Annotated in this window: 21 protein-coding genes; 5 read left to right on the forward strand and 16 right to left on the reverse strand. The window is 65.8% G+C overall.

Going from position 1 to position 26,612, the window contains the following annotated elements; all coding sequences use genetic code 11:
• Together AB0J47_RS38285 and AB0J47_RS38290 are read right to left on the reverse strand one after the other, a co-directional pair.
• Positions 1-5,217, reverse strand: a 5,217-nt coding sequence (locus AB0J47_RS38285) for a hypothetical protein (protein WP_364358211.1), incomplete at its 3' end; no start/stop codon positions are given.
• A 505-nt stretch (positions 5,218-5,722) separates the two neighbouring features.
• Complete coding sequence (locus AB0J47_RS38290; protein WP_364358214.1) at positions 5,723-6,577, reverse strand: helix-turn-helix transcriptional regulator; 855 nt, start codon at positions 6,575-6,577, stop codon at positions 5,723-5,725.
• A gap of 140 nt (positions 6,578-6,717) precedes the next feature.
• Between AB0J47_RS38290 and AB0J47_RS38295 the strand changes: the two genes are divergently transcribed.
• Positions 6,718-7,494, forward strand: a complete 777-nt coding sequence (locus AB0J47_RS38295; protein ID WP_364358217.1) for an NAD(P)H-dependent oxidoreductase — start codon at positions 6,718-6,720, stop codon at positions 7,492-7,494.
• Positions 7,495-7,775: 281 nt separating this feature from the next.
• Here the strand turns inward: AB0J47_RS38295 and AB0J47_RS38300 are convergent, their stop codons facing one another.
• From AB0J47_RS38300 to iolC, 11 genes are all read right to left on the reverse strand, one after another.
• Entirely contained in the window at positions 7,776-8,342 is a 567-nt protein-coding gene (locus AB0J47_RS38300) for a DUF3558 family protein (RefSeq protein WP_364358220.1), read from the reverse strand.
• A 339-nt stretch (positions 8,343-8,681) separates the two neighbouring features.
• The gene (locus AB0J47_RS38305; protein WP_364358223.1) at positions 8,682-9,560 is read right to left on the reverse strand and encodes a hypothetical protein; all 879 of its coding nucleotides are present in this window, start codon (positions 9,558-9,560) and stop codon (positions 8,682-8,684) included.
• A gap of 60 nt (positions 9,561-9,620) precedes the next feature.
• The gene (locus AB0J47_RS38310; RefSeq protein ID WP_364358226.1) at positions 9,621-10,811 is read right to left on the reverse strand and encodes an MFS transporter; all 1,191 of its coding nucleotides are present in this window, start codon (positions 10,809-10,811) and stop codon (positions 9,621-9,623) included.
• The gene (locus tag AB0J47_RS38315; RefSeq protein ID WP_364358229.1) at positions 10,808-11,386 is read right to left on the reverse strand and encodes a histidine phosphatase family protein; all 579 of its coding nucleotides are present in this window, start codon (positions 11,384-11,386) and stop codon (positions 10,808-10,810) included. The genes AB0J47_RS38310 and AB0J47_RS38315 overlap by 4 nt, the downstream gene beginning before the upstream one ends.
• A complete protein-coding gene (locus AB0J47_RS38320; RefSeq protein WP_364358232.1) occupies positions 11,373-12,161 on the reverse strand; it encodes an SDR family oxidoreductase in 789 nt (262 codons plus the stop codon). The genes AB0J47_RS38315 and AB0J47_RS38320 overlap by 14 nt, the downstream gene beginning before the upstream one ends.
• A gap of 6 nt (positions 12,162-12,167) precedes the next feature.
• Positions 12,168-13,421 (reverse strand): sugar-transfer associated ATP-grasp domain-containing protein, encoded by a 1,254-nt coding sequence (locus AB0J47_RS38325; protein ID WP_364358235.1) that lies wholly within the window; start codon positions 13,419-13,421, stop codon positions 12,168-12,170.
• Positions 13,409-14,650, reverse strand: coding sequence for a hypothetical protein (locus AB0J47_RS38330; protein ID WP_364358238.1), 1,242 nt, complete (start codon positions 14,648-14,650; stop codon positions 13,409-13,411). Before AB0J47_RS38330 ends, AB0J47_RS38325 begins: the two co-directional genes overlap by 13 nt.
• Positions 14,647-15,747 (reverse strand): radical SAM protein, encoded by a 1,101-nt coding sequence (locus tag AB0J47_RS38335; RefSeq protein ID WP_364358241.1) that lies wholly within the window; start codon positions 15,745-15,747, stop codon positions 14,647-14,649. Before AB0J47_RS38335 ends, AB0J47_RS38330 begins: the two co-directional genes overlap by 4 nt.
• Positions 15,748-15,936: 189 nt before the next feature.
• A complete protein-coding gene (iolB, locus tag AB0J47_RS38340) occupies positions 15,937-16,818 on the reverse strand; it encodes a 5-deoxy-glucuronate isomerase (protein WP_364358244.1) in 882 nt (293 codons plus the stop codon).
• A 5-nt stretch (positions 16,819-16,823) separates the two neighbouring features.
• Positions 16,824-17,786, reverse strand: coding sequence for an aldolase (locus AB0J47_RS38345; RefSeq protein ID WP_364358247.1), 963 nt, complete (start codon positions 17,784-17,786; stop codon positions 16,824-16,826).
• A complete protein-coding gene (gene iolC / locus AB0J47_RS38350) occupies positions 17,783-18,748 on the reverse strand; it encodes a 5-dehydro-2-deoxygluconokinase (protein WP_364358250.1) in 966 nt (321 codons plus the stop codon). The genes AB0J47_RS38345 and iolC overlap by 4 nt, the downstream gene beginning before the upstream one ends.
• Positions 18,749-18,937: 189 nt before the next feature.
• Here iolC and AB0J47_RS38355 point away from each other — a divergent pair, with 189 nt between their 5' ends.
• Positions 18,938-19,675, forward strand: a complete 738-nt coding sequence (locus tag AB0J47_RS38355; RefSeq protein WP_364358253.1) for a GntR family transcriptional regulator — start codon at positions 18,938-18,940, stop codon at positions 19,673-19,675.
• A 225-nt stretch (positions 19,676-19,900) separates the two neighbouring features.
• Here the strand turns inward: AB0J47_RS38355 and AB0J47_RS38360 are convergent, their stop codons facing one another.
• From AB0J47_RS38360 to AB0J47_RS38370, 3 genes are all read right to left on the reverse strand, one after another.
• Positions 19,901-20,446 carry a DUF2165 domain-containing protein gene (locus AB0J47_RS38360; protein WP_364358256.1) on the reverse strand — a complete coding sequence of 182 codons (546 nt, stop codon included), beginning with the start codon at positions 20,444-20,446 and terminating at the stop codon, positions 19,901-19,903.
• Between the two features lie 458 nt (positions 20,447-20,904).
• Positions 20,905-21,195 carry a hypothetical protein gene (locus AB0J47_RS38365; RefSeq protein WP_364358259.1) on the reverse strand — a complete coding sequence of 97 codons (291 nt, stop codon included), beginning with the start codon at positions 21,193-21,195 and terminating at the stop codon, positions 20,905-20,907.
• A gap of 127 nt (positions 21,196-21,322) precedes the next feature.
• The gene (locus tag AB0J47_RS38370) at positions 21,323-21,994 is read right to left on the reverse strand and encodes a hypothetical protein (RefSeq protein ID WP_364358262.1); all 672 of its coding nucleotides are present in this window, start codon (positions 21,992-21,994) and stop codon (positions 21,323-21,325) included.
• Between the two features lie 172 nt (positions 21,995-22,166).
• On the opposite strand from AB0J47_RS38370, the gene AB0J47_RS38375 reads away from it, so the two are divergent.
• From AB0J47_RS38375 to AB0J47_RS38385, 3 genes are all read left to right on the forward strand, one after another.
• Positions 22,167-22,907 (forward strand): response regulator transcription factor, encoded by a 741-nt coding sequence (locus tag AB0J47_RS38375; RefSeq protein ID WP_364358316.1) that lies wholly within the window; start codon positions 22,167-22,169, stop codon positions 22,905-22,907.
• Complete coding sequence (locus tag AB0J47_RS38380) at positions 22,885-24,429, forward strand: HAMP domain-containing sensor histidine kinase (RefSeq protein WP_364358265.1); 1,545 nt, start codon at positions 22,885-22,887, stop codon at positions 24,427-24,429. Before AB0J47_RS38375 ends, AB0J47_RS38380 begins: the two co-directional genes overlap by 23 nt.
• A gap of 71 nt (positions 24,430-24,500) precedes the next feature.
• Positions 24,501-26,597: a glycosyltransferase family 39 protein gene (locus AB0J47_RS38385; RefSeq protein WP_364358268.1), complete on the forward strand. Its 2,097-nt coding sequence runs from the start codon at positions 24,501-24,503 to the stop codon at positions 26,595-26,597.
• The last annotated feature ends 15 nt before the right edge of the window (positions 26,598-26,612 follow it).

The following is a 26,612-nucleotide window of genomic DNA, read 5'->3' on the forward strand; positions in this document are numbered from 1 at the left end:
CTCGGCTGTATCGGCCAGCAACGGCCTGCCGGACTTGCTGATTTTGTCGTCGAGCAGCGACTCTTGCCCTGCTGTGGCAGCGTTGAGTGTGCCACTGGACAATTCCTGTGGCATTTGATTGATGAAGTGTCTTCGGTTCGGGTCCTCTGACTGGGTTGTCGGGGGAGCGTGCGCGGGCGGGCCGACGGTATGGTCGCCCGACTGAGCCGCCTGGTTGGCGCGTCTGATCGCGCGCCCGAGGCGGGCGCGTTCGGCGGCTTCGTTCTGCAGTGTGGGGGTCAGGCTGCGGATTTCCTGCTCGGCTGTGGCGACGTCGGCGGCTGTGGCGTCGACTTTCGCCTTTGCCGCAGCCGAGGCGGTGCCACTGGTCTGGTCCGGTTGCGCTGTATCCGGTGTACCGGGTGCACGGGTTGCTTCGTTGTGTTCGGCGACAGCTTGGGCGTGTTCGGCTGCGGCGGTCTTATAGTGTGCGACTGCGATCTTCGCCTGAGGATTGTGTGTTTCGCTGTAGAGGTTTCCGGTGATTGTGTCGTTGAAGCGGTAGCTGCCGTTGCTGCCGTTGCGGCCGGCGCGTGCGGCGCATTGGGCGTCGGTGTCGGCGTTGGTTGAGCGGCCGAGCATGTGGGCGTGGAGTCCGCCCAATTGGTTGACTTCGGCGTCGACGACCGCGTCGAAACCGCGGCCGAGCATCCCGGGGGTGCCGACGGTGACGTTGCCTTTCTTGCCTGCGGTGTCCATGACTCCGGAGAGGTGTTCTTCGGCGGCGTTGTTGTCTCGGTGTTCGGCGAACCATTTGCCGGTGATGGCGGTGTGTTCGATATCCGCCTTTTTCAGCATCAGCGAGAATTTCCATGCGACGTCGTTGGAGGCGATAACCAGAACTGGTCTGCCCTTGTCCTGCAACTGGCGGACCTGCTCGACCGCGTCTTTGAACATCTCGGGTCCGGTGAGGAAAATCTGGTCCTGCTCGCCCACCAGGTTCGATTTTCCGAAGTTCTCGATCTTCGCCAGGCCACCTTGGACGGGGAAGTTTTCCTTGATCTCGGTGGCGGTCCGCTCGAGTGTGCCCGACATCAGGTTCAACCGCCGGTATCGGCCGAGGACGTCTTCCACGGTGACCTGTTTCGAACCGGTCCCGTCGGAATAGACTTGGGCATCGAACATCGCTTCCACCATTTTGTGGCGGCCCCCGAACCAGCGGCTGTCGGTGCCGACTTTCGGGTCGCTGCGGGGTTTGCCGTTCTCGTCGAGGATCTGGATCTTGTCATCGAATTTCTGGAAATCGCGATTCAGTTTCAGCCGGCCCGCTTTGACATCGAGGAAAGTACGGGCCATCTCGGTTTCCTCGGCTGTGAATTTCCGCCCGGCGTAGCTTTCCCACAACCGGCTCACCCTCGCCAGGCTCTCTTCTGGACGGGCACGCAGATCCGCGGATGTCAACTCCCGGTGCGCCAGAACACCCCGCAGGAAATCCCGTACCCGATACACTCCGGCGGCCTCGACATCGGAGGCAGGCGCACGCTGTCCGTCGGATTGGTAGTGCACCGTCTGGTCGTGGACCAGTACCGCGTCGGCCTCATCGATCGTGGCGGTGTCCCCCGGTGGCAACCGGTCGAACAAGTTCGCTGTCGCAAGTTCGTCATAGGTCATGTAGTAGACGGTCGGGCGTTGCGGATCAGCGGGCGGATTGTGCGGATCCCAGCGAGAGACCTCGTAACCGAGGCTGCGCATCATCGTCCCGAACTGCCGGAAACCTTCGTTGGCCAGCACCTCGGTCGTGGTGATCACATGATGGACCCGTACCCACCGCCCGTCGGCGAGTTGCACCGGCTCCCCGCGCGAGAGCTGCCACAGCGAGTCCTCTGAGCCGACAATCGTCTTGCCCTGCGCCGTGCCCATCTGCCGCATGTATCCGTGTTCTGCGACCAGGAATGCCTTGATCTGATTCCACCGCGGCGTTTTGCCCGTGCCTTCGCGTACTGCGTGGATGTAGCGCAGCAGCGACTCCACCTCGTCCCCGTCCTCCATCACCTGCCTGCGCTGGGCCCACGACTCGCCAGCCAACTCCTCGGTCCGAGACCGATACAGCGCGAGCATCTTTTTCGACGCCGCCGTGAACTGCTCACCTTGCTGCTCGGTGAGATCGTGTTTCACCGCTGGATCGCCCGAGGGCAACTCCGCCAACTCGGTCCTCAGTTCCCCCGCCAACCGGACCGCTCGCTCACCAACATCCGGTCGATCCACAGCAGAGGAATCAGCATCATGGGACACCGGGTCTGCTGCCTGCTCAGCGGTCGAAGGGTCGGTCTTGTTCGACGGCGAATCGGCGGGGTGCGGGCGAGGACCGGTGGTTGCTTCGGTGTCGGCGGGGTGCGGGCGAGGACCGGTGGTTGCTTCGGTGTCGGCGGGGTGCGGGCGGCCGGATGTGGAGGCATTGTCCGGTGTGGGATCGTGGTGAGCTGTCGGTTGGGCTGTTGGGTCGTCGGCGTGGTTGCGCGCGTTGGCTGGCTCGTTGTCGGCGGGATGCCGCACGTCGGTAGCCGTAGCGGTCGCGTGGTCTGTGGCGGCATCCGGTACTGCTGGTGGTTGTTTCGGTGCGGGGGCGTCGATGGTCTGTTGATCGGGTTGCGGCTCAGGGGCTCTGGTGTGTTCCGGAGTGCTTTCGGTTCTGTCGGTTCCGTTGCCGTCGGTCGAGGCGTTCCTGTCGCGTGCCGAAACTTCGCCGCCAGCAGGTGCGTCGGAAGTTGTTGTGGAGTGGTGTGATTCGGCTGCTGTTGGGGTGTGGGATTCGCCCGGGTGCGGCTGGCCTGCAGATCCAGGTTTGCTCGATGCCGAATCGGCGGGGTGTGCTACCGAAGCTGCTTGGTCGGGAGCTGTGACGCTCACGAGGACGGGGGCGGCCTCCTGTGCGTTGGCCGGCGTGACCTCGAGTTCTGGGGGTTTGGTGTCGGTTTGGGCGGTGACCACCGTGCGGCGTCTGTCCTGTCGCGGTGTGCCCGCAGCCGCGCCGCCGCGGCGATCCTGCCCTCGCTGCGGTGAGCCAGTCGGCGTGTCCGAACGGGGACGGGTACCGGCCGGGCGGCCATCGGCGAGTTGCGGCTGGGCGGTGCCGGTCCGCGCGGGGCTGTTGGGTGTCGCGCTCGAACCTGCCGGGACCGGTTGCGGCTGTTCACCATTCGGGCCAGCACTCGAGGGATGCGGCCGCGCGCCATCGTCGGCGTCAGAGGGGTGCGGCCGCGCGCCGCCGTTCGCATCGGCGTCGGAGGGATGTGGCTGCGGACCACCGTTCGCATCGGCGTCGGCCGTGTGTTGTTCGCTGGAGGCGCCGGTATCGTCGGGCGCGGAACCTTGCTGCTGGGCGTCTCGTTGAGCTGCTGGTTCGTCGGAGTGGATGCGCGCTTTGGGGGGATCGCTGTCGGACGGCCGCGGCTGCGGGCCAGCCGCGGCCTGCTCGGCAGTGGAATGCCGGGCCGGGGCCTCGGAATCGAGCAGTGGGGCGGCATCTGCCATCGGGGCTACCGGGGAGGGTTGTGCTGCAGTGCTGCTCGAGCCGACGTGGCCAGGGGCCGGTACCGAGCCGTGCCCGTTGTCCGCGGTGGCGGGCTGTTGGACCCGAGGACCGGATTGTTCGGATGTTGGACCGGAATCCCGAACCGGTCGTGCCGTTGGTTCATTGGTATGCGGGCGCGCAGGCTCGCTATCGGCCGGATGCGGGGTCGGCCGCGGCGCATCCGGTGCCGGACGATCGGTGTGTGGGCGGGCGTTGACCGGGTCACCGTCGGCGCGTTGGTGTGTCGGGCCGTCGGGCGCGGGGGCGTCGGCGGGAGGTGCTGCCGCCTGGGGGGCTGCTGGGTTCAGGTGTGGAGCACCGCCGTTATTGGCCGCGTACACCGTCTGGATCGGTGGTGCGATATTCGTTGGCACCCGAGCGCCTGTGGGGTGTTGGATTTGGTCGGCGGTGGCGGTGTTGACGCCATCGGGGGGCACAGCGTCGGGACTCTTGGGTTTCCAGATACTGCTGATGTGGTAGTCGTCGCGCATGAACGATGCCGGCGCCGGCAGCGGGTTCGGTTCGGCTGCTGGCTGGCGCAGCCGCGCGAGGATTTGGGTGAGTTGCTGGTTGGACCCGGCCGGGTCGGTCGGGTTGATAAGGCCGTTGTCAGCGAACGCGTTGACGAGTGCCTGGGTTCGCGAGTGAGAGGCGGGCGCGGTGGTGGCGGCAACCGTGGACTCAGGTGTGGTTGTCGCGTGTGTTGGTGTGTTGGTGCGGATTTCGGCGGCGCCGTGGGCGGCGGCTCCGAGGAATCCGCCGGTGACGGCGGGGAGCAGGCCCTCGGTGAGGGCTTTGGTGGTGAAGGGTTGACCGGACAGCAGGATGGAGGTGAGGGCGCCGAAGATACCGCCGGCGAGGCCGCCGGTGGCGCCGACGAGGGAGGTCCCGGCGAGTTGGAATCCCACGCGTGCGGCGGTGCTGGTGGCGGCTTCGGCGCGGGTGATGGTGTTGGGGATGATCCAACGCCCACCCACCCAGGATCCGGCGAGGGCTCCTGCGCCACCGCCGACGCCGCCGGCGGCGGCGGCGATCCCGACTTTTGTCCAGTCCATCGATTCACGGTTGCCGGCGAGGATTTGTCCGGCTTGCACGGCGGCGCTGATGCCGCCGACTTGGGTGGCGCCCCAGAACATGGCTTTGCCGGCCAGGACGATGGTGCCGCGTTGGGTGGCGTATTTGGAGCTTTGTCCGGCCAAAAAGATCAGGCAACGGCGTTTGAGGACCTGACAGGCGGTGTCGGTGGCCATGGAATCGATACGGAACTCCAGGGCCGCGCCGGCCGGGGAGAACATGAGCGCTGCCCGCGCCAGTTGCCAGGCCAGGACTGTCGCGAAGCCGATGACGGTCCATTTTTGCTCTTCGATCTGGTTGGCGGCTTCGTAGAGCTCTTCGACGATGGTGTCGATGAAATCGGCTTGAGAGATGAATTTCTCGGCGAGGTCGTGGTGGTTCTGGGTGATAGCGGTGCCGGTTTCGCCGCGTAACTCATGGTGGGTGCGTTCGGCGAGGGTCGTGTGGTGCTCGGCGTAGCCGCGGCATTGTTCGGCCTTGTCCGACCAGTAGTCCGCCGCGCGGCGGGTGGCGGTTTCATCGCCGCGGGGGAAATGTCCGGCAACACAGTCGATCACCGGCGCGGGTAAACCTGCGGGCAATTGCAGAGTCATCTACCCTCTGACCCCGTCACACCTCGCCCGGTCCAATCCGTTACCACCGCGCTGGGCAGTCACGTCGGCAAACACAACGTCCTCCGAGCTTGAACCCGTCAATGAATGTCCGCAGGGACACCGCGCCGGCTCAACTTCTGAACCCGAAGAACCCCGCAATTCTCGCGCACACCACTGCGCCTTCCCATCCGTGGGAAGATTCGGTCTCCGAACGGGATCGCCGCCAGGGGCCCACCATTCTGCGGCGACCTCGCAGAGGATGCCGGGCACGACAGGTTCGGTGGCGCGAAACGAGGGCACGTAGTCGTCGAGGTTCAGGGCCGTGCGGTGACATCCCCGTTCGAGTGCCGAGCGCGGCACATCGAGCCCGGTGCGCGCACGGTGACGCCAGAACGCGTCGTAGAGGGTCGGTTCGCGCAGGAGCGTGGCCAGCTCTGGTGGTGCGCCACGGAATCGGATTCGAACACCCGAAGTATGGACCGTATTACATCAAAAAAGACGCTCGCTAGGGTTGCGTCATATGCCGGTCCGGCGTAACCACGGCGTCCGTGGCGCCGAGGCTGGCCAGTAGGCGCAGGTTGTCGTGGGATTCGCTGCCTGGTTCAGCGGACAGGATGACGAGCTCGGTGCCGGTTTCCTCCGGTAGCGCGAAGTTCTCCTGATGTAGGTCCAGGGTGCCGACCAGGGGATGGACGAAGGCCTTGCGGCCGTGGGTTCGGGAGCGGACGTCGGCGCGTGCCCACAGCTTGCGGAAGCGGTCGCTGTGCACGGCGAGTTCGCCGATCAGGGCCGACAGTTTCGGATCGTCGGGATACTTGCCCGCCGCGAGGCGCAGGTGGCCGACGACATCGCGGGTGCAGACCTCCCACTGGGCGTAGAGCGAGCGTGCGCCGCAGTCGTCCAAGAAGATATGGCGGGCGATATTCAAGCCCTTCATCGGGCTGTGTCCGTACAGCAGTTCCGCGAGCCGGTTGCCCGCCATTACCTCGAGGCGGTGATCGACGATGAAAGCGGGTGCGTCAGGGATCAGATCCAACACCCGCCGTAACTCGGGGCGAATGCGGACATTCGGAACTGGCTTCACCGGGCGCTGTGGACGGCGGGCCAGCCGGTGTAGATGCTCGCGTTCCACATCGGCGAGGCCGAGCACCCTGGCCAGCGCATCGAGGACCTGCGCGGATGGCTGCCGGGCGCGTCCCTGCTCCAAGCGAACGTAATAGTCGACGCTTACCCCGGACAGATGCGCGACCTCCTCCCGGCGCAACCCGGCCACCCGACGGCGCGAATCGGCCGCAATGCCGACGGAGCCGGGATCCACGCGGGACCGCCGCGTGCGCAGGAAGTCGCTGAGCTCGTCCATCTCTCCAGTATTGCCACGATTTCGCGGGGCAAGGGTGGTCCTGCCGATACCAGGAAGTCCCGTCCGATGGAAAAAGCGTCCCTGAACGGCGGCCGCACAGACGCCGAATATCGAACACATCCGATCCGAAGGAGCAGCAAATGCGGACACTCATCGTCCACGCACACCCCGAACCGCGGTCACTCAACGGCACGCTCAAGGACATCGCGGTGACAACCCTGCGCGAGGCCGGGCACGAGGTGCAGGTCAGCGACCTGTACGCGATGCGATGGAAGGCGACCGTCGACGCCGACGATTTCGGCGGGACGAGCGGCCCGCTGCGGGTCGCCACGGACTCCGGTCGCGCGTACGACACCGGCACACTCATCGCCGATATCGCGGCCGAGCAGGAAAAACTGCTCTGGGCCGATACCGTGATCTTCCAATTCCCGCTGTGGTGGTACTCGATGCCGGCAATCCTCAAGGGCTGGGTCGACCGAGTCTTCACCTACCACTTCGCCTATGGCGTCGGCGAACACAGCGACACCCGTTACGGCGACCGATACGGGGAGGGCACCCTCGCGGGCAAGCGGGCCATGCTGTCGGTGACGATCGGCGGCCGCGAATCGCATTACACCGACCGCGGCATCAACGGCCCCATCGACGATCTCCTCTTCCCGATCCAGCACGGCATCTTCTACTACCCCGGCATGGACGTGCTGCCCCCGTTCCTGACCTACAGCACGGACCGCCTTTCGCCCGAAGACTTCACCGACACCGCCAAGGCCTGGGAGCAGCGCCTACTGTCGATCGAAGAGACCGACCCCATCGCCTTCCGCACCCAGAACGGCGGCGACTACGAAATGCCGTCCCTGCGCCTGCGTGAAGGTCTGGAAGCCAAGGGCCGCACGGGCTTCGGCCTACATATTCGCGCCTGATCGGCCGCGCGGCCACGGCGAAGGCGCGCCGAGAACTAACACGGGCAGTGGGGCGGTTGTCGGATTCGTCGATCGAAAAGGATGCGGCTTGCCGGGCGTACTCGATCGCGCGATCCCACTTGTCGAGGTGCGCTCGCGGTGCGGCCGCACCAGTGCGAAGACGCGCTCGGCCTGATCGAGCCGACCCGTGCCCGGAACTGGGTTCGGCGTACATCGAACCTGGTTCGGTTCGGTAGCCCTCCAGGCGACCCACCTTCCGCACCGGTTGAGCGGCGCTGCGGTTATGCCACGTGGCTGAGAACTGCTGTGGCGATATCGATTCCGAGCGCGCAGGTGTCGACGACGGGTGCCGTGTCGCTGCCTGCGCCCGCGATTGCGACCTCGACGTTGAACGATCCGCCGGTCGTTGTGGCGACGGTGATGGTGCAGCCTGCCTCCTTGCCGTCCTGGAGGGACTGGCGGATCTGGACGGCTCGATGGTCCGCGACGGTTATCGCAGTCGCGCCCGGGACGGGCGGCAGCGGTGTTGTCAGATCGGATGAGGGATGGGGATAGAAACTGAATCCGGTGGTGGGGGTTGTCCAGAAGCATCCGCGGGCGGCGCCGGGTTGTTCGGTGCCGGGGGCGGTGACCCCGAATCGGGTGGTATCCGCGGCATCCAAGGCGCTGCAAGGGTGAGTTGCGAGATCGGCGAAGGTACGCGGCGTGGTGCGGGTCGGGCTCACCGCCGACGGGCTGGTGCTCGGAGATGCGGGCGAACTCGGGTCGTCGGCATCGCAAGCGGTTGTGCCGAGCAGCATCAACAGCCCGATGGCTGTGAGCGTGTGATAACGCGAAAGATCGAACATGATCGGCTCCCTCCCTGAGCGCGTACGCGACCGATCTTAGGCGGAGCAAGCCCGTGTTGTGCCGTATGCGGAGGGATCGTGCTCCCGCGCATCTTCTGTCACGCCGCGCAGGTAATCGGGGAGCGAAACACGGGTGGCGTGGGAATCGGTGCGCGCGAGCATTCATGCCGTCCGCGCCGGTACCGCGTGGTCAGTGGGTGATGACACCGCTGAGTCGCCGAACTCGCCGTCTCCTGACAACCACCGGGCATCACAGCATCCTCGTCGGTGCGGTTGGGGTCAGTGCTGCGTGTCGGCGCGAAAGGACGGCCGGTGCCGCAGCGGTCGCGGCCCAGGAGTTCAGAGTTTGCGGGTTGACGCCGGGATCAAGAGGGGGTGGGCGAAGTTCCAGATCTGTTCTGCGGCATCGAATTCCAGGGTGACTGCCGAGCCGGGGGTGTCGGCCCATTCTGCGGGAACAGGGGTGCCCGGCCAGGTGTGGCCGCCTTCGAAAACTGTCCACGCCGAGACCTCCGTCCCGCCGACGCCGCCGGTCACCGTGTGGCGGCTCGAGTTGTCCGTCGTAACCGTGCCCCCGTCGTCCGCACAGCGATCCAGGCCCTGCCAGTGCCGGGCTGTTTCGATCAATCCCAATGTGTGGCCGCGAGGTTCGCCGTTCGCCCTGCTGCGCCGTGAGTATCCGCCGGTGATCGGTTGAATCGGGTCGGCATCACCATTGATGAGCATCGCCGACACCGCATGGGTGGGCCGTATATCGAGCAACGCCGCGGGGAACCCACCGGCGACCGCGGCCAACACCGGCACTCGATCGGCGGCCTCCAGCGCGAATCGGTGAGACATGAACGCGCCGTTGGATATACCGGCGACGAGTGTCCGATCCGGCGCGGTACCGAACCGGTCGGCGCACCAATCGATCACCGCGCACAAGAACGACACATCGTCCACCCCGGCCTCGTCGGCCGTTGTGACGCCGCGCCCGTCGGCCCAGCAGCCGCCGTGACCATCGGGGTACGCGACGGCAATGCCCCATTCGTCGGCATGGGCGGCGAAACTGGTCCAGTCGTACATGATCGGCCTGGCATGCGTCCGCTCGCTGGCCGAGAAATTGCCGTGCAGCACAACGACCAACGGTGCATTTCGTTCCCGCGGTGGACGCACGGCAACGCTGCGCATGAGCCCATCAACGGCCAACTCGCCGGTCACTAATTCATCGCCCACCAGCTGAGGTATACCACTGTTCGAACCACCACCTCGGCCACGTAACGAGCCTGCTCGGTGTCACGCATCGACCAGATGTACCGCGCGGCGTTGGGCCCAGCGCGCTATCGGCCCGATGCCGAGTCCAGCGGTCAGCAATACGCCGGCGAGCAGAACCCATCCGGCCGGGCCGCGATCAATGCAGAACACGCTGAGCAAAGCCGGGGCGGCGGCGATGAAGACTCCCGTTCCCATGCCGAAGATCCCCTGATAGCGGCCTTGTGCATGATCCGGCGCAAGGGCGAAGCTGAGCTCGAATTCTCCTGCGGCGTGGCATATTTCGCCCAACGTGTGCACTATCACCGCGAGCGTCAGGACCGAAGCGGCGAAAACTGCCGAGCCGGCACCGCTTACGCAGAACAGCAGGCAGCTCAGCGCCAGCAGGACAGCGGCCCGGCGGGTGATCGTAATTCCGTCGGCGATGGAATCGACGCGGCGGCCCGCTCGCACCTGAAGCATGACGACAAGTAGCGTGTTCGTCAGCAGCAGCGGCGAGACCAGCCAGGCCGGAGCGCGGGTATGGGAGACGATCCACAGCGGCAGCGCCACTGTTAGCACCGCATACTGCAGCGACAGCAGGCCGTATACCGCGGTGACGGCCAGGAACGGCAGGTCCAACCGGCCGCGGCGCATGGTGCGGCGCTCGGGCCGTGGCAGCGGCGACTGTCGTGGAATCCGAGCGATTACCAGCGCGGTGAGCAGGAAACTCGCGGCATCGACAAGGATCAGTGCCGAATATGCTGTGCGCGTATCGGATCGGATGGCCAGACCCGCACCGGCGGCACCCAAAGCCACGCCGATATTGGTGACGGATCGCAGATAGCCACGCAGCCGCGCTGGCGTATCCCCGCCGATCCGTGCGATCAGCGCACCACGCACGGCTCTACTGCCCTGCTCGGCAACGCCGACCGCGGCCGCGACGACCACGAAAACCGCGAAACTGTGCACCAGGACAAGACTTCCTGTGGCAAGCGCCTCGGCGGTCAGTGTGAGCAGATAGATCTCGCGCGCACCGAAGCGATCGGCGAGGTGACCCACCACCGGCCCCGCGCCGAGTCCGGTCACGCCCGCCATCGTCAGTCCGATTCCCACGTCGGTGCCGCTCAGCCCGACCGAGCGGGTCAGAAAGAGCACCGCACCGGCGAGATACAGACCGTTGCCGAAGGCGGTGATCAGCACCGCGCAGGCCAGTGCCCGAGCGGCCCCGCTCACCACAGGACCATGGCTTGGGCAGGTCCGGGACATGGCAGGTCCGCCCATTCGCCGGGCGGAATATCGCCGAGCGCGCCGATGATTGCCAACGCTGTATTCGCATGTGTGACCACGACGAGCCGCCCGGTCGTCCGAGGCCGCCCGGCGCACTGCTCGAGCACTACGGGAACAGCCCGCCGCGCCACCGCCGCCAGTCCTTCTCTACCGTCGAATGCACCGATGTCACCTGCCAGCCAGCGGGCGTAGCCATCCGGGTTGGTGCTGGCGATTCGGCCTGGAGTGCGGCCTTCCCATGATCCGAGCGATTCTTCGCGCAGCCTGCTGCTGATCGCGATCAGGCGCGGGTCGAGCCCGGCGGCTAGGGCGATTGCTTCAGCAGTCTGTCGTGCCCGGGTCAGGTCGCTGCTGACGATGCGTTCCGGTAGCGGTCGCCGCAGTGCGCTGCCGAGATCGGCTGCCCGGGTTCGCCCCTCCGCGGACAGTGGAATATCGGTATGACCGCTGAATCGCCCGGCTCGTGACCATTCGGTCGGGCCGTGCCTGGCAATGATGATCTCCCAGTCAGGTACGGCCACCCGACCCGCCCGAGACATCGATGGAACTGCCGGTCACATAGGAACAGATCGGCGAAAGCAATAGTGCTGCAATGGGAGCCACGTCCTGCGGTGTACCGAAGCGCCCCAGCAGTATCCCCCTTCGGCTCGCCTCGGACGCGCACCAGTCATCGAAGGGCTCGGCTCTCTCGGAGGCGAGGTATCGCGCGTGCTGGCGGTCGGTCGCGATCGCACCGAGGCTGATCGCATTGACCAGAACCCCGGACGGCGCCAGTTCAATGGCGAGCGAACGGGTCAGGTTGGCCACGGCGGCCCGCGTCGCGCTGACGGCAGCCATGCTCGGCTCGGGCGCGTGCGCGGTGACACCGTTGACGACCACCACCCGTCCAGCGTCCGACTCTCGCAGCGCGGGCAGCGCCGGGGTAACGAGGTTCAGCACCGATCCCACTTTCATCTGGAACTGGTTGTGCCACTCCGATTCCGGTGTCGTCAGTACACCGCCGGACACCCCGGCCCCCGCATTGGCCAGCACACCGTCGAGCCGTCCGAACTGTTCGAGCGCCCGCGCGACGGCCTGTTCCAAGGCCAGCGCATCCCGAACGTCGGCGGTGTGTGTCAGCAGCCGGTCGGCGTGCTCAGGTGGTAGCGCGGCCCGCATCCGCTCCAGCGCCCCAGCGTCTCTGGCACAGGTCGCGACCGCAGCCCCTTCGGCGAGCAGCAGCGCCACCACCGCTGCTCCGATGCCGCGGCTGCCCCCGGTGACGTAATAGGCGCGTCCGGCTAGTCCGAGATCCATCGGGGGTCAGCACCGCCCATTCGCGGACTCGGGCAGCATGTGCTCGTCCAGCCATTCGATGACCGAGTCGTACACCCGGCGCACCCCCACGTGGTCGTCGTCCGCCAGCAGCGCATCGATCACGTAGTCCGACACCTTCGCGGCACGTCCGGGACGATCCTTCCGGTGGAACCGAATGACGCCGGGGAGATCGCAGCGCAGACCAACGGGCAGTGATCGCGGAGACCGCGGCACGACGATATCCCCGTAGCAGCGCCCGGATTCGGGCATCGTGCGTTCGACCGGCACGTCTATACCGGCCTGCCCGAGACAGCAAGCCTGGTCCAGATCAATACCGAGAGCTTTGCGGGCGATCAGGTTCACATTGCCGCCGCCCGTGCGGCAAGCGATCTCGCAGAGTATCGGGCCGTGGCGGGGGTGATCGAAGAGCTCGCAATGAAAACTCATGGTCTCCTCTGGGGCAGGCAGTGCGCGCAGCAGCCGGTCGAGGTAATCGCGGGCCGAGGCGGCACGCGGATCGTCGGCGTCGAGCAGCAGAATGCCATGCGGCTCCAATTCGACCAGCGAATGCAGGCAGGTCCGGGTGTAGGCGCCGACCATTACGGCCTGGACCCGACCCGCTCGCATGAGTCCGTCCACCGAAAGCATCGGTGTCGCAACCCATTCTTCGACGAGGTAGTCGGCGGGGTCGTCAGATGACAGCGCGCGGGAATGCGCCCAAGCCTCGATCTCGGTTCGGCCGTGCAACACCACGACGCCGACCGAGCCCGATCCGTCGACCGGTTTGACCACGACACCATCGGGGTGGTTGTCCGCGAAGTCCATCAGGGTGGCAATCGAGTCCACGAGGCGATGCTCCGGAATGTGCAGCCCGGCACGGCCTGCCAGCGACTTCATGACAGACTTGTTCCGGAACGCTGTGGCCGATGCCAGGCTCTGCCCCGGAATATCGAGGTAATCGCGAAGTTCGGCGGCTCGGACGAGATCGCATTCGCTCAGCGCGATGATCCGGTCGAAGGGCTGTTCGGCATGCTCAGCCGCGACCGCTTGGTCGACAGCTCGGTTGCGCTTCCAATCCGGGAAGAGGTGCCAGGTCGAGTATTGGTGTTCCCCGGACAATAAGGTGCGACTCGCGGGCGTGTCCTCGGCGAAAAGTGTTGTCCGGAATTCCGATAGCCAGCGATCGTATCGATGCGTGGTCAACGGTTTCTTCGACAGCACCGCCACCCGACGTGGACGCTCGCGGATCAATTCAGCCACCGAACCTCCTCGGCCCACCAGCGCGTTGTCTCCCGGATTCGTTCCCGCACCTGTGCGGCGGTGTCGGCATGCACCGCGACCGCCGCCGCCGAATGTGCGGCATATTCCGGCCCTTGCGCGAAAGTGCCTGCGGGCATGTGCAATTCGACTTCCGATCCGGAAACGGGACAGGCGCCGGTTGGCGGTTCGAACCGGCCGTGTCCGGGTGGGAAGAGCACCCAGCCACCGGCGCGCCGAGGCACGGCGGGTTGATGCCTCAGTTCGAGGCCCAGTCCGCACTGTCCGCGCAGATTCTCCCGGGAAAGATGCACGCCGAACGCTTCCCGATAGGTTCGGGCAATAAGAGCACCACCGGTCCGCGAGGCGACCTCACACAGCACCGGCCTGCCGTGCGCAGGTATCCATGCCTCCAGATGGAAGCTCGTCGGAAACGAAGGCGTCGACATAGCGCGATGGACGTCGGCGGCAAACTCTTGCAGTGCAAAGGTTCTCGGGTCGTCCGCAGCAAGCAGCACGCTGGACAGTTCGGACTCTGTCTGTGCGGCTTCGGCATTGCCGCTGTTGTACTGGCTCGGCCAGCAGTGCACCACCGCCGCATCGGCTATTACGCCATCCACATGGAAGAAGTCGCCGTCTATGTTTTCCTCGGCGATCAACCGGCCCGAACGCTGTGGCGCCGCGGGCAATTCGCCCGACGCCAGAAATGCGGTGACATCGGATCCGTCGCGCAGGATGCGCACTCCGATGGATGCGGCGCCGCGGCGCGGCTTCACGACGACGGGAAGTCCCACCTCTTCGATGAACTCCATCAGGTCGGTTGGCCGGTCGATCGCTCGCCGTCCAGGGACCTCCACTCCGGCCCGTGCCGCCCTATCCTTCATGATCAGCTTGTCGCGGTAGGCGCACGCGGATTCCGTTGTCTGCCCCGGTAATCCGAGCCGTTCCCGCAGTCGTGCGCTGCGCAGCACATCGTCCTCGCTCGAACTGGCGACGAGTCCGACTCGGTGCTCGCGCGCCGCGCATTCGGCCGTCCATTCCGTGGACCACGATTGGTAGTCCGTTACGGTCCGGCAGTCGCGAAACCGGCCTCGAACATCCGCTCCGATATCAGCCAACGCCCCGGGCACGGTGATGAGAACAGTGTCGGTCACCACCTCCGCGAGCCACTCGTGCAACGGGCGCTCGATGAGCGGTTTACGCGAAAGGAGCACGATCCGCTGCGAACTCATTCGGCATTGATGACAGCGAGCGGCAATAGTGACGCGGGTTTCCACTCGGGCGCGGGGTTGACCACCGCGGTGGGGGAGGACCAGTTCAGCCGGGCCGGGCACGATGCGACACCGTTGGCGTCCATGATCTTCGGATACAACTCACGCCGGCGTTGGACGCACGCGAGCAGCCCACCGTCCTCGGGAAACCAACTGCCGAGGTATTCGTCGGAGAAGTTGCACACCAGCGCATGGCCGCAGGGCTCACAGTAGATCTTGGCCACATTGGCGCAATCCTTGACGGTAAAGCCCAGATTCCGCGCGGGTGGATAGCAGGAGACGGTCACCTCGGGACCCCCTGGCTGCTGGATTTCCTCGTACAGCTCTTCCATGATTCCGGTGAACCGATCGAAAAGCACCGGGGGACTCAGGCTCAGCTCGGTCTGATTCGCCGCCGCGAGTCCGGACGGAATCCATGGCTTGATCTGTACGACATCGACGCCGATCTCGCGCATGATGCGATAGATCCGCGGTGCCTCGTCGAAGTTGTGCTTGCCGAGCCCGATTCGGATGAACACCCACAGTCCGGCAGCCTTGGCCAGCCGGATATTGCGCAGAATCCGTTCGGCGTCATCGGATTTCGAGCCCTTCATCAGGGTCGCCAGTCGCGCGGCATCGGCGGTGTTGTAGGTGACCTTCACCCCGGATAACTTCATGTCGACCAGTCGAGCGATCCGCTTCTCGTCCAGCAACGTGCCATTGGTCACCAGGCGCGTGGTGATGCCGCGTTCGCCGAGCGGTCGGAAGACCTCCTCGACCAGATCCAGCGCCATCAGTGGCTCGCCGCCGGTGCCGTAGACCGCCTCGGGCCGCTCCGGCTCGGTGGGCGAGTCGATCCAGTCGAACAGCGACTGCGCGAAGCGACCGGTGTCCAACGGATTCAACCGTTTCCCGATGTAATCCTCGTTCACACAGAAGATGCAAGATCGATTGCATCCGTCGAGAAATTTGACTTCGACGCCGTCGACGGGCAGATAACCGGCCAAATCGGTTTGCGGGAAATTCTCGACCCGGAACTTGCGGTATCTGTCCGAGAGCGCGTCCCGCTCACTGGTCACGATATCTCCTCTGCTGGAGTCGATTCCGCAGTCGTTGCGCCCACTCGGTGCTATGACTCGTAAAGCATTGGGGGGCAAAGAAAGCAGGCCCACTTCGAGCCAGAAGAGATTGTCCGGCATCGCCCCGACAACAGCTGTTCCCCATACTGAGAAACCAGCCGGAGATTCAGTGGGAAGCGGAGATTCGGATTACCGTCGAGTCTCCCCGGTGTTCATCGGGAGGCGCGGATCGATTTTCATATCGGTCCAGGTGCCGCGCAGCCACGTCTGTGCCGGGTGGTCGCTGATCCGCCAAGCCCGCTCCGGTCCGGGACCGGCCATGATGTTCAGGTAGTACATGTGATAGCCGGGGGCGGCGATAGATGGTCCATGGTAGCCGTGCGGCACCAGCACTACATCACCGTCGCGGACCTCCTCGAGCACATCGATCGGGCGCTCGGGAGTCCCGTACACCCGGTGATAGCCGAATCCGGGCGAATCGTCTGCGCCACGGGCGAATTCGAAGTAGTAGATCTCCTCGAGCGGGGTCTCGGTATCGGAGAGCTCATCGTGTTTGTGCGCCGGATACGACGACCAATTCCCGCCGGGCGTGATCACCTCGCAGGCGATGATCGAATCGGCCTCGAAGGTGTCCGCGGTCGCGAAATTGTGCACCTGGCGGCTGCAATTGCCCGCACCGCGCAACTCCACCGCCACATCGGCTGCGGGCACATAGCGCAGCGGCAGCTGCCGCTCGGCACGGGCACCGCCGAGCGCGAATCGTCCACCACCCGTGCTGGTTACGGTGTAGGAGCGATCGCGCCCGACATAGGCGAAGTCGGTCGGACCGTCGAAAACGCTGTTGCGCCCGGCTAATTCGTATGTCTCGCCAGCACTGGCCACGGTGCACGAACCGGATAGCGGCACCACGACGATCTCATCGCAACGGCTGTGCGTGCGATGCGACTGTCCCGGCGCGAGTTCGATGATGTGCAGGCTGGCGTGATCCCACCCGGCCGCCTCCTGGGTGAGCGCCACCGTGTACGGCGCACGGTAGGTGCGGGCGGCGGGTACGTAATGCTTGCTGTGCATCGCGATCACCGCACCAGTGACACGGCAGTATCGACCGCACCCGCGACATCGTCGTCCGGCGGATACAGCAGTGCACGACCCACGATCAGACCCCGAACACCCGGCAGCGCAAGGGCTTTCGCCCAGCGCGCATAGGTTTCGGCAGGGCTGGTCTGCGGGTCGCCGCCGAGCAGGAGGGTGGGCAAGGTGGTGGCATCCATGACGCGCTCCATCTCCGCGACGACGGGCAGCTTCAACCAGGTGTAGGCCGAGGTCGAGCCCAACCCCTGCGCCAGATGCACGCTCTTGATGACCGCATCCGGTGACAGGTCGTTGACCACATCGGTCCCCGGCCCATCGGGCCGGTGCGATATGAACGGCTCGAGCAATGCGGTCAAACCGAACTCGGCGAGATCATCGATGGCGGCGGCGCTCGCGGTCATCATCGACAGCGTGCCGGGATCGGCGAGGTCGAACCGGTTGAGCATTTTCGCGCCGTTGAGCCCGGCCGCGGCAGTGGCCCGCGCGGTATAGCCGGTCATCCGGTCGTCGAGCTCGAAATCCGCACCAGCGATACCACCGCGGTTCATCGAGCTGAAGACGACCTTGTCCTCGAGCGCGCCGAGCAGCAGCAGATCCTCGAGGATGTCAGCGGTGCCGAGCACGCCGTCCACACCCGGCCGAGCCAATGCCGTGACCAGCCGGTCCAGCAGTTCCTTGCGGCTGTTCATGGCATATGGGTTGCCGGATGCCGACAGCGCGCCGCGGGCCGGATGATCGGCGGCGATGATCATCAACCGGCCGTCGCCGCGCACCAGACCCCGGCGGGTCCGCGTGGCGAAGGCTCTGGCGATGGCGCCGGGATCGGCCGCACGCAACTCGGTCAGCTCGGCATAGGACCGCACTGCCGCAGGTGCCGAGGTTGAATCGGGCCCGCCCGTCTCCCGGCCACCGCCCCTCATCGAATCGCTGCGCGACGCTACCTTCATTTCTGGGCCTCCCCGGTCAGTGACAGTGCGACGAGATCGTCGATTTCGGCGCTGGTCGGCATGGCGGTGGAGCATTCGAGCCGGGCGGCCACAATCGCACCGGCGGCATTGGCGCGGCGCAGGATGGTCTCCAGATCCCATCCGGCCAGCAGGCCGTGACACAGACTGCCGCCGAAGGCATCGCCCGCGCCGAGGCCGTTGACCACTTCGACGGTGGCCGGTGGCACCATCACTGATTCGTGGCGGGTCTTGCCGAGCACCCCATCGGGCCCCTGTTTGACGATGGCCAGTTCGACACCCAGATCCAACAGCGCGTCGGCGGCGCGGTGCGGATCGGTCTCGTCGACGGCGATGCGGCACTCCTCGCGATTGCCGACCGCCACCGTCACCCGGGGCAGGGCCGCGCGCACTTGTGTGCGGGCCTGGTTCTCCTCGGCCCAGAACATCGGCCGGTAGTCCAGATCGAGTATGGTGAGCGGCCGCCGTTGCCGGATCGACCAGGCATCGAAATGCGCGGCACGAGAAGGCTCTTGGGACAAGCCGGTGACCGTCGACCAGTAGACGCCCGCATCTCGGATGATGTCGGGATCTACTTGGCCGCCGGTTATCTGCAGGTCCGGTGCGCTCGGCTTGCGGTAGAAGTACAGCGGGAAATCGTCCGGCGGGAAGATCTCGCAGAAGGTCACCGGGGTCGGCAAGCTGTCGCTGGTCTGCACGAGGGCATCGGATACGCCGAGTCGGACCAGTTCGCGCCGTACATATCGGCCGAAGGGATCAGCGCCGACGCCGGACCACAGCGCGGTGCGCCGCCCGAGCCGAGCCGCCGCGACGGCGACATTGGCCGCACTGCCACCGAGGAACTTTCCGAAGGTTTCGACATCTTCCAGACCCACGCCGGATTGCAGCGGATAGATGTCGACGCCGACCCGACCGGTCGACACGACCTCGAATTGAGCGTTCACAGGCTGACTCCAGGGTCCTAGGGGGACGGGCATCGCCGCGTATCCAGACTGTGCGCCCGTCATTCCCACTTGTCAAGACTTTGTCAGGACATACTGACTTACGGACATATGCATCAAAACCTGCCGGTCGTGATTTACAGTGGAAGAAATGGGCGCTGACCTGCGCCCGCTCGCCCCGAGGAGCCGACGATGCCAGCGCCACTGGATATCGCGATCGACCGCACCAGCCCGGTCCCGCTGTATTTCCAACTGGCACAAGGCATCGAGAACGCCATCCTGGAAGGTCGGCTCGCTCCTGGAGACCGCCTCGAAAATGAGCTGGACCTGGCCAAACGGCTCAATCTGTCGCGGCCGACCACGCGGCAGGCGATCCAGGCGCTGGTCGATAAAGGGCTGTTGATGCGCAGGCGCGGAGTCGGCACCCAGGTGGTGCAGAATCAGGTGCATCGCCCGGTCGAATTGACCAGTCTGTACGACGATCTGCTCACCGCGGGCCAAGAGCCGACCACCGAACTGCTCGACTACCAGCTCGGCGCTCCAGATCCCGATATCGCCAAGGAACTCGGCGTGCCCGAGGACGCCCGCTTTGTTACCTTCCGCCGGCTGCGGCGCGCCGGAAGTGAGCCGCTGGCGGTCATGACCAATTACGTGCCTGCCGAATTCGCGCCCGCACCCGACCAGCTCGAACTGCACGGATTCTATGAATGCCTGCGGGCCAAGGGCATTCACATCGCACTCGCGCGGCAGCGGATCGGCGCGCGCGGTGCCACCCGGGCCGAGGCGCAGCTGCTGGACGAGCGCACGAACGCGCCGTTGCTGACCATGCAGCGGGTCGCCTTCGATGATTCCGGGCGTCCGATCGAAGTGGGCAGGCACGTTTACCGGGCCTCGCGGCATTTCTTCGACACCACGGTGCTGAGCCGCTGAAGATCTCAACTATTTCCCTGCCTACGCCCCGCGCGGATCCCGGCGAGCACGGTGCGTAGCGGTGCTACGTGAATGTCCTGCTCTGCCAAGTATTTGCGGTTCCCCAGCCGGGTGATGGCGAGCAGCCAGATCTTGTGTTTGAACCAGCTAGGCCAGGCGGAACTACGAGAAGCTATATCCGCCAGCGTGGTCGAGCACGATGCCGATTAGACGAAAGGTCTTCTGCTACGGCTGCTCTCGGGTTTCAGCTCGGCTCGACATGTGCACGAGGATGAGTCCGACGGCCGCTATGAGGAAGTTCTGCAGCGCCGCCGACGTGGCGTTCACTTGTTTGTTCGCCCACATCCGGAACCACTCGCCGCCGATGGTGAGGAAGCCGCCTGCGAACAGCAGGACCGCCATGGTCCAGCCGAGGCTCGACAACTTCGCTGCGAGTGCGGTTCTGGCGGAGTTCCGGCCGATCAGTGCCCACCAGCCGGTCGCCGCACCCGCGAGCAGCACGAAGCCGGTCAGATACTCCCAGGTCACGATGAGGATGTAGGCGATAAGAATGACCGTGCTGTTGGTGATGGCATGCCAGTCGGTACCGGAGTGGTGGAGCGTGGCTTGCATCGACAGCACCGCTTGCACACCGCGCCGATTGGTATCGGTGTCGATACAGTTGGTGACCGCGACGATCAGGTAGTACAACGCGGTGATCGATGCCAGCACCGTCACGGCCGTATCCCTGCTCCCGGCCACATCCAGGAACCGCTTACCACTCAGACCCATATCCGCCACCTCGGTCGACCCGGCACAAGATTTCGATACGGCCGCCTGCACTTCGAGCGACTGCCCGCGCCATCATACTTCACCCTGCGTGATTCGAAATGCTGTGATTCACAAGAGGTTCGACACCCGCCGGTCACCAGTACTCGGAGAATCTCACTGCCCCCTGATCAAGATCAGGTGGAATCTACGGCGGCCTCGCCCGACTTGGGCTCGAGGGGTGATTGCAACAGCACCGTCGAGTTGATCGAAGGGATTGTTGGATGGAGTCGTTGGGGCCGCTGTGGCTCCGGTGGTCGGGTGTGTTTGCTGCATTTCGTCATCCGGTCGACTCGTCGAACCCCTCGTCCATGCTGATCCGGTGGGGTGTCGGCGCACGGCCGACGTTGACGAAGCGCGGCGGTGGACTGTCGAGTCCACCGCCGCGCTGACGTCAGCGGGATGTGTTGGGCTGCAAGGGTTTACTGACCGGGCTGGCACTGTGGCGGCGGTCCCTGCGGGTGGTCCCCGTCCGGGTGGTCCCAGTCCGGGTGGTCACCGGGCGGCGGTCCCTGGTGGTCGCCGGGCGGCGGACCATCCGGGTGGTCACCGGGCGGCGGGCCCTGCGGATGATCGCCAGGAGGCTGGCACTGCTGTCCGGGCACCGGTCCCTGTTGTCCGTCGGCGCTCGCCGCACCGGCTCCGATGCCGAGCATGCCGAGCGCGACGGCACCGGCCGCCGCGGTCACTGCCAGCTTCGATGTGAAACTCATCTGCATTCCTCCTGTTGTCGGATCAGATCCGAAACTCCTCGGCCGCTTCTCCGTGCCGACACCGAGAATCGTTGAGCCCCAACATTTGTCCATCGTGGGCGCAAGTTAAGTGCGAGCTGTGAACCGATCAGTTGCCGGTTCGACTCTGCCCACCAGCCCTGCCCGCTCCGGACGTACCGTCGCCGAACTGGCCGGGCCCACTACCCAGCTGCCCAGGTGCACCGCTCATCGCACCCGGGCCGTTCATCCCGCCGGGCGCGGCCGCATTGCCCGCGATGATCGAGGTCGCGGTGGCGGTGCCATCGGTCTTGGTGGCGCGAATGCTCACCGTATCCCCGGCTTTCACCGTCGACGCGCTGGTCGTGCCGGAGATGGTGTAGGTCTGGGTGTAGTTGTCGCTGCTCGTGGCGGTGATGGAGGTTGCGCTCACGGCGGTGACGGTCCCGGTCTGAGTCAGCTCCGTGGTGTAGCCGCCATTGCCGTCGGCAACGACGAACTCCCCGTGCAGCGCCGCGGGAATCGTGGCATTGCCGAAACCGGGTCCGCCCGCTTGACCGGATCGACCCGACGCGCCGTTCATCGACATCCCGATGCCACCGGGGCCGCCCGGTCCATGGCTGCTGTTCGAATCGGACGAGGATGCCGCATAGATGGCACCGCCGCCCGCCGCGGCGATCGCTCCGGCAATCCCGACCGCGGCCAGGGTCTTCTTGGTGGACCAGGTGCCCGGCTGCGCGGGTTGTGGCGCGCCCCAGACCGTGTCGGGTTCCGATGGCGGCTGTTGCGTGGGATGACTCATGGTGCTCCTTGCGGTGCGGACCGAATAAATGCTCGGATCCGACCTTGGTCCGCCGACCTTGGCGTCGGCTGTGCGCTGGTTCTGGATCGGCTGGGTACGCACTCACAGCTGACGCATAGATTCGGCACAGCTACACCCCAGCGTTCGCGGTCATGGTAGGACGATGTCCGTGATGAGCGCCGGGAACGGCCCGGCCGAACGAGTTGTCATGCGCCGCGCCGACGGCAGCCCCATCACCGTGCTGGTCGTCGACGACGAGCCCGTACTGGCCGACATGATGTCGATGGCCCTGCGATATGAGGGCTGGGAGGTCGCCACCGCGGGCGATGGTCGAACGGCCGTCACGAAGGCGCGCGAGGTTCGCCCGGATGTGGTGGTACTCGATGTGATGCTGCCGGATATGACCGGGCTCGAGGTGCTGCGCAAGTTGCGCGCACAGTTGCCGTACCTGCCGGTGCTTTTGCTGACGGCCAAGGATTCGGTCGAGGACCGCATCGCCGGGCTGACCGCGGGCGGCGACGACTATGTCACCAAACCCTTCAGCATCGAAGAGGTGGTGCTGCGGCTGCGTTCGCTGCTGCGCCGCACCGGTGTGGCAACCGAGGACAGCGGCGCGCAGCTGGTGGTCGGCGATCTGGTGCTCGACGAGGACAGCCACGAGGTCACCCGGGCCGGTGAGCTTATCGTCCTGACCTCCACCGAATTCGAATTGCTGCGTTTCTTCATGCGCAATCCCAAGCGAGTGCTGAGTAAGGCGCAGATCCTGGATCGGGTGTGGAGTTACGACTTCGGCGGTCGGTCCAACATCGTCGAGCTGTATGTGTCGTATCTGCGCAAGAAGATCGACAGTGGTCGGGCACCGATGATCCATACCCTGCGCGGCGCCGGATATGTCCTCAAGCCCGCAACCTGAGGTGGCACGCCGGGTGCTGAAGCCGCGGCGCTGGTCGCTGCGGGCCCGCCTATTGGTCGGACAGGTGCTGTTGCTGGTGATCGTGGTCGTCGGTATCGGGGCCGTGACCGAATTCGCATTGCGGCAGTTCCTGGTGCACCAACTGGACACCGAACTGATCGATGTACAGAAGCGCTCACTCGGTGATGTCGGCGGCGGTCCGAGCCTCGGGCCACGACCCAGCGGCCAGCCGTCGATGCCACCGCCGCCTCCGCCGCCATCGGGTTCCGGTCCGGGACCGGACTTCCTGGACCGGCGCGGCATCCAGCCCGACACCATCGGCGCCATCGTGAACCAGGGCAGTGTCAGCAAGGCGGGCCGGATCGATGCCGACGGCACTCAGCGTTCGCTCTCGCATACCGCACAACAGCAGCTCGCCGCGGTACCGGCAAACGAGAAGCCGGTCGATGTCGCGCTCGACGGTCAGGGGCGCTATCGGGTGGTCGCGGATACGTCGTGGTCGGGTGAGATCGTTGTCACCGGCATGCCGTTGACCGCCGTCGACGCCACTCTGCTACGCGTCTTGCTGATCCTGGGGATCGTCACGGCGATCGTTTCGATCATCGCGATTACGGTCGGCATCTGGCTCATCCGGCATGCGCTCGCACCACTGGATCGGGTCGCGGCGACGGCGGCGCGGGTGGCCGATCTAGAACTGGATTGCGGCGAAGTCGTACTGCCCGTGCGGGTTCCGGCCGCGGACGCCGATCCGCGCACCGAGGTCGGTCAGCTCGGTTCGGCGGTGAATCGGATGCTCGATCACATCACCAGTGCGTTGTCGGCGCGGCACGACAGCGAGACGCGTGTCCGGCAGTTCCTCGCCGATGCCAGTCACGAGCTGCGCACCCCGCTGGCCGCCATTCGCGGCTATGCCGAACTGGCGCAACGCAAACGGGCCGAGGTACCCGCCGAGGTGGCCCATGCGATGGGTCGGGTGGACTCCGAATCCCGTCGGATGACGGGTCTGGTCGAGGACATGCTCTTGCTCGCGCGGTTGGATTCCGGACGTGGGCTCGAACACGAACCGGTGGATCTGACCCAGCTCACGGTCGACGCGGTGAGCGACGCGCATATCGCCGGTCCCGAACACCGCTGGGATCTGGAGTTGCCCGACGAACCGGTGGTGACCACCGGTGACGCGGCCCGGTTGCATCAGGTGCTCACCAATCTGCTCACCAACGCGCGCGTCCACACCGGTCCCGGCACCACGGTGCTCACGTCGCTGGAATTCAACGGCGCCGGGGGAGCCGTGTGGCGGGTGACCGACGACGGTCCTGGCATCCCGGAAGCCTTGCAGCCGATGGTCTTTCAGCGTTTCGCGCGCGGTGACTCGTCACGCTCCCGACGGGCGGGCAGCACCGGTCTCGGCTTGGCGATCGTCGCGGCCGTCGTCAAGGCACACGGCGGCGATATCTCCGTCGAGAGTGCGACCGGCCGTACCGAATTCACCGTGCGTCTGCCCGGTGCCACCGCCGCGAACTGAGCGCTGCGCCACACAGCGAACTCACAGTTACGGCAGAGCTTGCAACTATGTCCGGTCGCGACGATCGAAGCATGACGACAACATTGCTGGGAGCTCTACCCGCTGCGGCGGTCGAGCCATCGGATGCGCGGCCATCCGGGTGCGGCCCGCTGTGGCGGCGGGTATCGCTCGCGGTGCTGCTCATCGCGACAGCACTGCTGTATCTCTGGAATCTCGGTGCCAGCGGCTGGGCGAACGACTTCTACGCCGCGGCGGTGCAGGCCGGATCGCAGAGCTGGAAGGCGATGCTGTTCGGTTCCAGCGATGCGGCCAATGCGATCACCGTGGACAAGACCCCCGCAGCACTGTGGGTGATGGATATTTCGGCACGGCTGTTCGGCTTCAACTCATGGAGTCTGCTCGTGCCGCAGGCGCTCGAGGGCGTCGCGGCGGTCACGGTGCTGTACGCGGCGGTGCGGCGCGTCAGCGGCCACTGGGCCGGAATTCTGTCCGGTGCGGTGCTGGCACTGACACCGGTGGCGACGCTGATGTTCCGCTTCGATAATCCGGACGCACTGCTGGTGCTGCTGCTGACCGTCGCGGCCTATAGCGTGCTGCGGGCGATCGAAAAGGACAGCGGCACTTGGTGGTTGCCGCTCGCCGGGGTGGCGGTGGGCTTCGGCTTCCTGGCCAAGATGATGCAGGCATTCTTGGTGCTGCCCGTCTTCGCGCTGGTGTACCTGCTCGCCGCACATGCGCCGCTGCGCACCCGGATCGTTCGATCGGTGGCGGCGGTACTTGCGATGGTGGCGTCCGCGGGCTGGTATCTGGCCCTTGTCGCGCTGTGGCCCGCTTCGTCGCGGCCCTATATCGGCGGATCCCAGCACAACAGCGTGCTCGAACTGGCATTGGGCTACAACGGTTTCGGCCGGTTGACCGGTAACGAGACCGGTGGACTCGGGAACCTGAATTTCGATGTCGGCTGGGCTCGTCTGTTCGGTTCGGAAATGGGCGGCCAGATCGCCTGGCTATTGCCCGCGGCATTGATTCTCGGCGTTGCCGGACTCTGGCTCACCCGCCGTGCGCCACGCACCGATCTGATCAGGTCGGCACTATTGCTGTGGCTGGGCTGGCTGATCGTCACCGGCGTGGTATTCAGTTACGCCAACGGCATCCTGCACCCGTACTACACGGTCGCGCTGGCACCGGCGATCGCGGGCGCGATCGGAGTCGGTGCGAACCTATTGTGGCTGCGCCGCGGCGATATTCGCGCCACCGCTGTGCTGTCCGGTGCGCTGTTGGTGACTGTCGTGCTGGCCTGCGTCCTGCTCGCACGCACCCGGGACTGGCTGCCCTGGCTCGGCCCGGTGGTCGCGATTGCCGGTGTCGGATCGGCGGCATTGCTGCTGGTCGTCGGTAGGTTGCCGAAGGCCGTTGCCAGTGGAGTCCTCGCAGTCGCCTTGGCCGTCGGGTTGGCCGCACCCGGTGCTTATGCGCTGGCCACCGCGGCGACAACACACAGCGGCGCGATTCCGTCCGCGGGACCGGCCGGTGCGGGCCGGGCCTTCCCGGGCGGCGGACGGCCTAGCGGCGCCGATGGTGGCGCTGGTACGGCGGGTGCGCAGGGCGGCACCGCTGGCGCGGGTTCGCAGAGCGGTGCCGGTGGTGGGGCGGGTTCGTCGACCGGTACCGGTGGCGGGGCGGGTCCGCAGATCGGCATCGGTGGCGGGGCGGGTTCGTCGGGCGGCACTGGCGGTGGCGTGGGTTCGTCGGGCATAACGGGCGCTGGCACAGCTGGCGGCGCACCGATGGGCGGAATGTTCGGCGGCATAACACCGGGCGCGAACCTGACTGCGGTACTGAGCACCGATGCCGACGTCTACACCTGGGTCGCCGCCGTCGTCGGCTCCAGCAACGCCGCTGGATACCAACTGGCCACCGGTGATCCGGTCATGGCACTCGGCGGTTTCAACGGCACCGACCCGGCGCCCACGCTGTCGCAGTTCAAAGACTATGTGGCCCAACACAAAATCCACTACTTCATCAGCGCCCAGATCATGGGTGGGATGCGCGGATCGGCGAGCGGTGGCAGCCAGGCAGCCAGCGAAATCGCGGCCTGGGTTCAGGCCAACTTCAGCGCCGAGACGATCGACGGTGTCACGGTCTACGACCTCACCGCCACCAACTGACCAAATCTCGAGTAC

Source organism: Nocardia sp. NPDC049737 (genome assembly GCF_040674755.1).
Taxonomy (GTDB): Bacteria; Actinomycetota; Actinomycetes; order Mycobacteriales; family Mycobacteriaceae; genus Nocardia.

What these genes read in the sequence shown, in the direction of transcription:
- AB0J47_RS38300 (WP_364358220.1), bottom strand. Translation starts at nt 8,342, where the DNA reads ATGTTCGATCTTTCGCGTTATCACACGCTCACAGCCATCGGGCTGTTG.
- AB0J47_RS38365 (WP_364358259.1), bottom strand. Translation starts at nt 21,195, where the DNA reads ATGAGTTTCACATCGAAGCTGGCAGTGACCGCGGCGGCCGGTGCCGTC.
- AB0J47_RS38320 (WP_364358232.1), bottom strand. Translation starts at nt 12,161, where the DNA reads ATGGATCTCGGACTAGCCGGACGCGCCTATTACGTCACCGGGGGCAGC.
- AB0J47_RS38370 (WP_364358262.1), bottom strand. Translation starts at nt 21,994, where the DNA reads ATGAGTCATCCCACGCAACAGCCGCCATCGGAACCCGACACGGTCTGG.
- iolB (WP_364358244.1), bottom strand. Translation starts at nt 16,818, where the DNA reads ATGCACAGCAAGCATTACGTACCCGCCGCCCGCACCTACCGTGCGCCG.
- AB0J47_RS38355 (WP_364358253.1), top strand. Translation starts at nt 18,938, where the DNA reads ATGCCAGCGCCACTGGATATCGCGATCGACCGCACCAGCCCGGTCCCG.
- AB0J47_RS38290 (WP_364358214.1), bottom strand. Translation starts at nt 6,577, where the DNA reads ATGGACGAGCTCAGCGACTTCCTGCGCACGCGGCGGTCCCGCGTGGAT.
- AB0J47_RS38345 (WP_364358247.1), bottom strand. Translation starts at nt 17,786, where the DNA reads ATGAAGGTAGCGTCGCGCAGCGATTCGATGAGGGGCGGTGGCCGGGAG.
- AB0J47_RS38380 (WP_364358265.1), top strand. Translation starts at nt 22,885, where the DNA reads ATGTCCTCAAGCCCGCAACCTGAGGTGGCACGCCGGGTGCTGAAGCCG.
- AB0J47_RS38295 (WP_364358217.1), top strand. Translation starts at nt 6,718, where the DNA reads ATGCGGACACTCATCGTCCACGCACACCCCGAACCGCGGTCACTCAAC.
- AB0J47_RS38330 (WP_364358238.1), bottom strand. Translation starts at nt 14,650, where the DNA reads ATGAGTTCGCAGCGGATCGTGCTCCTTTCGCGTAAACCGCTCATCGAG.
- AB0J47_RS38385 (WP_364358268.1), top strand. Translation starts at nt 24,501, where the DNA reads ATGACGACAACATTGCTGGGAGCTCTACCCGCTGCGGCGGTCGAGCCA.
- AB0J47_RS38360 (WP_364358256.1), bottom strand. Translation starts at nt 20,446, where the DNA reads ATGGGTCTGAGTGGTAAGCGGTTCCTGGATGTGGCCGGGAGCAGGGAT.
- AB0J47_RS38375 (WP_364358316.1), top strand. Translation starts at nt 22,167, where the DNA reads ATGAGCGCCGGGAACGGCCCGGCCGAACGAGTTGTCATGCGCCGCGCC.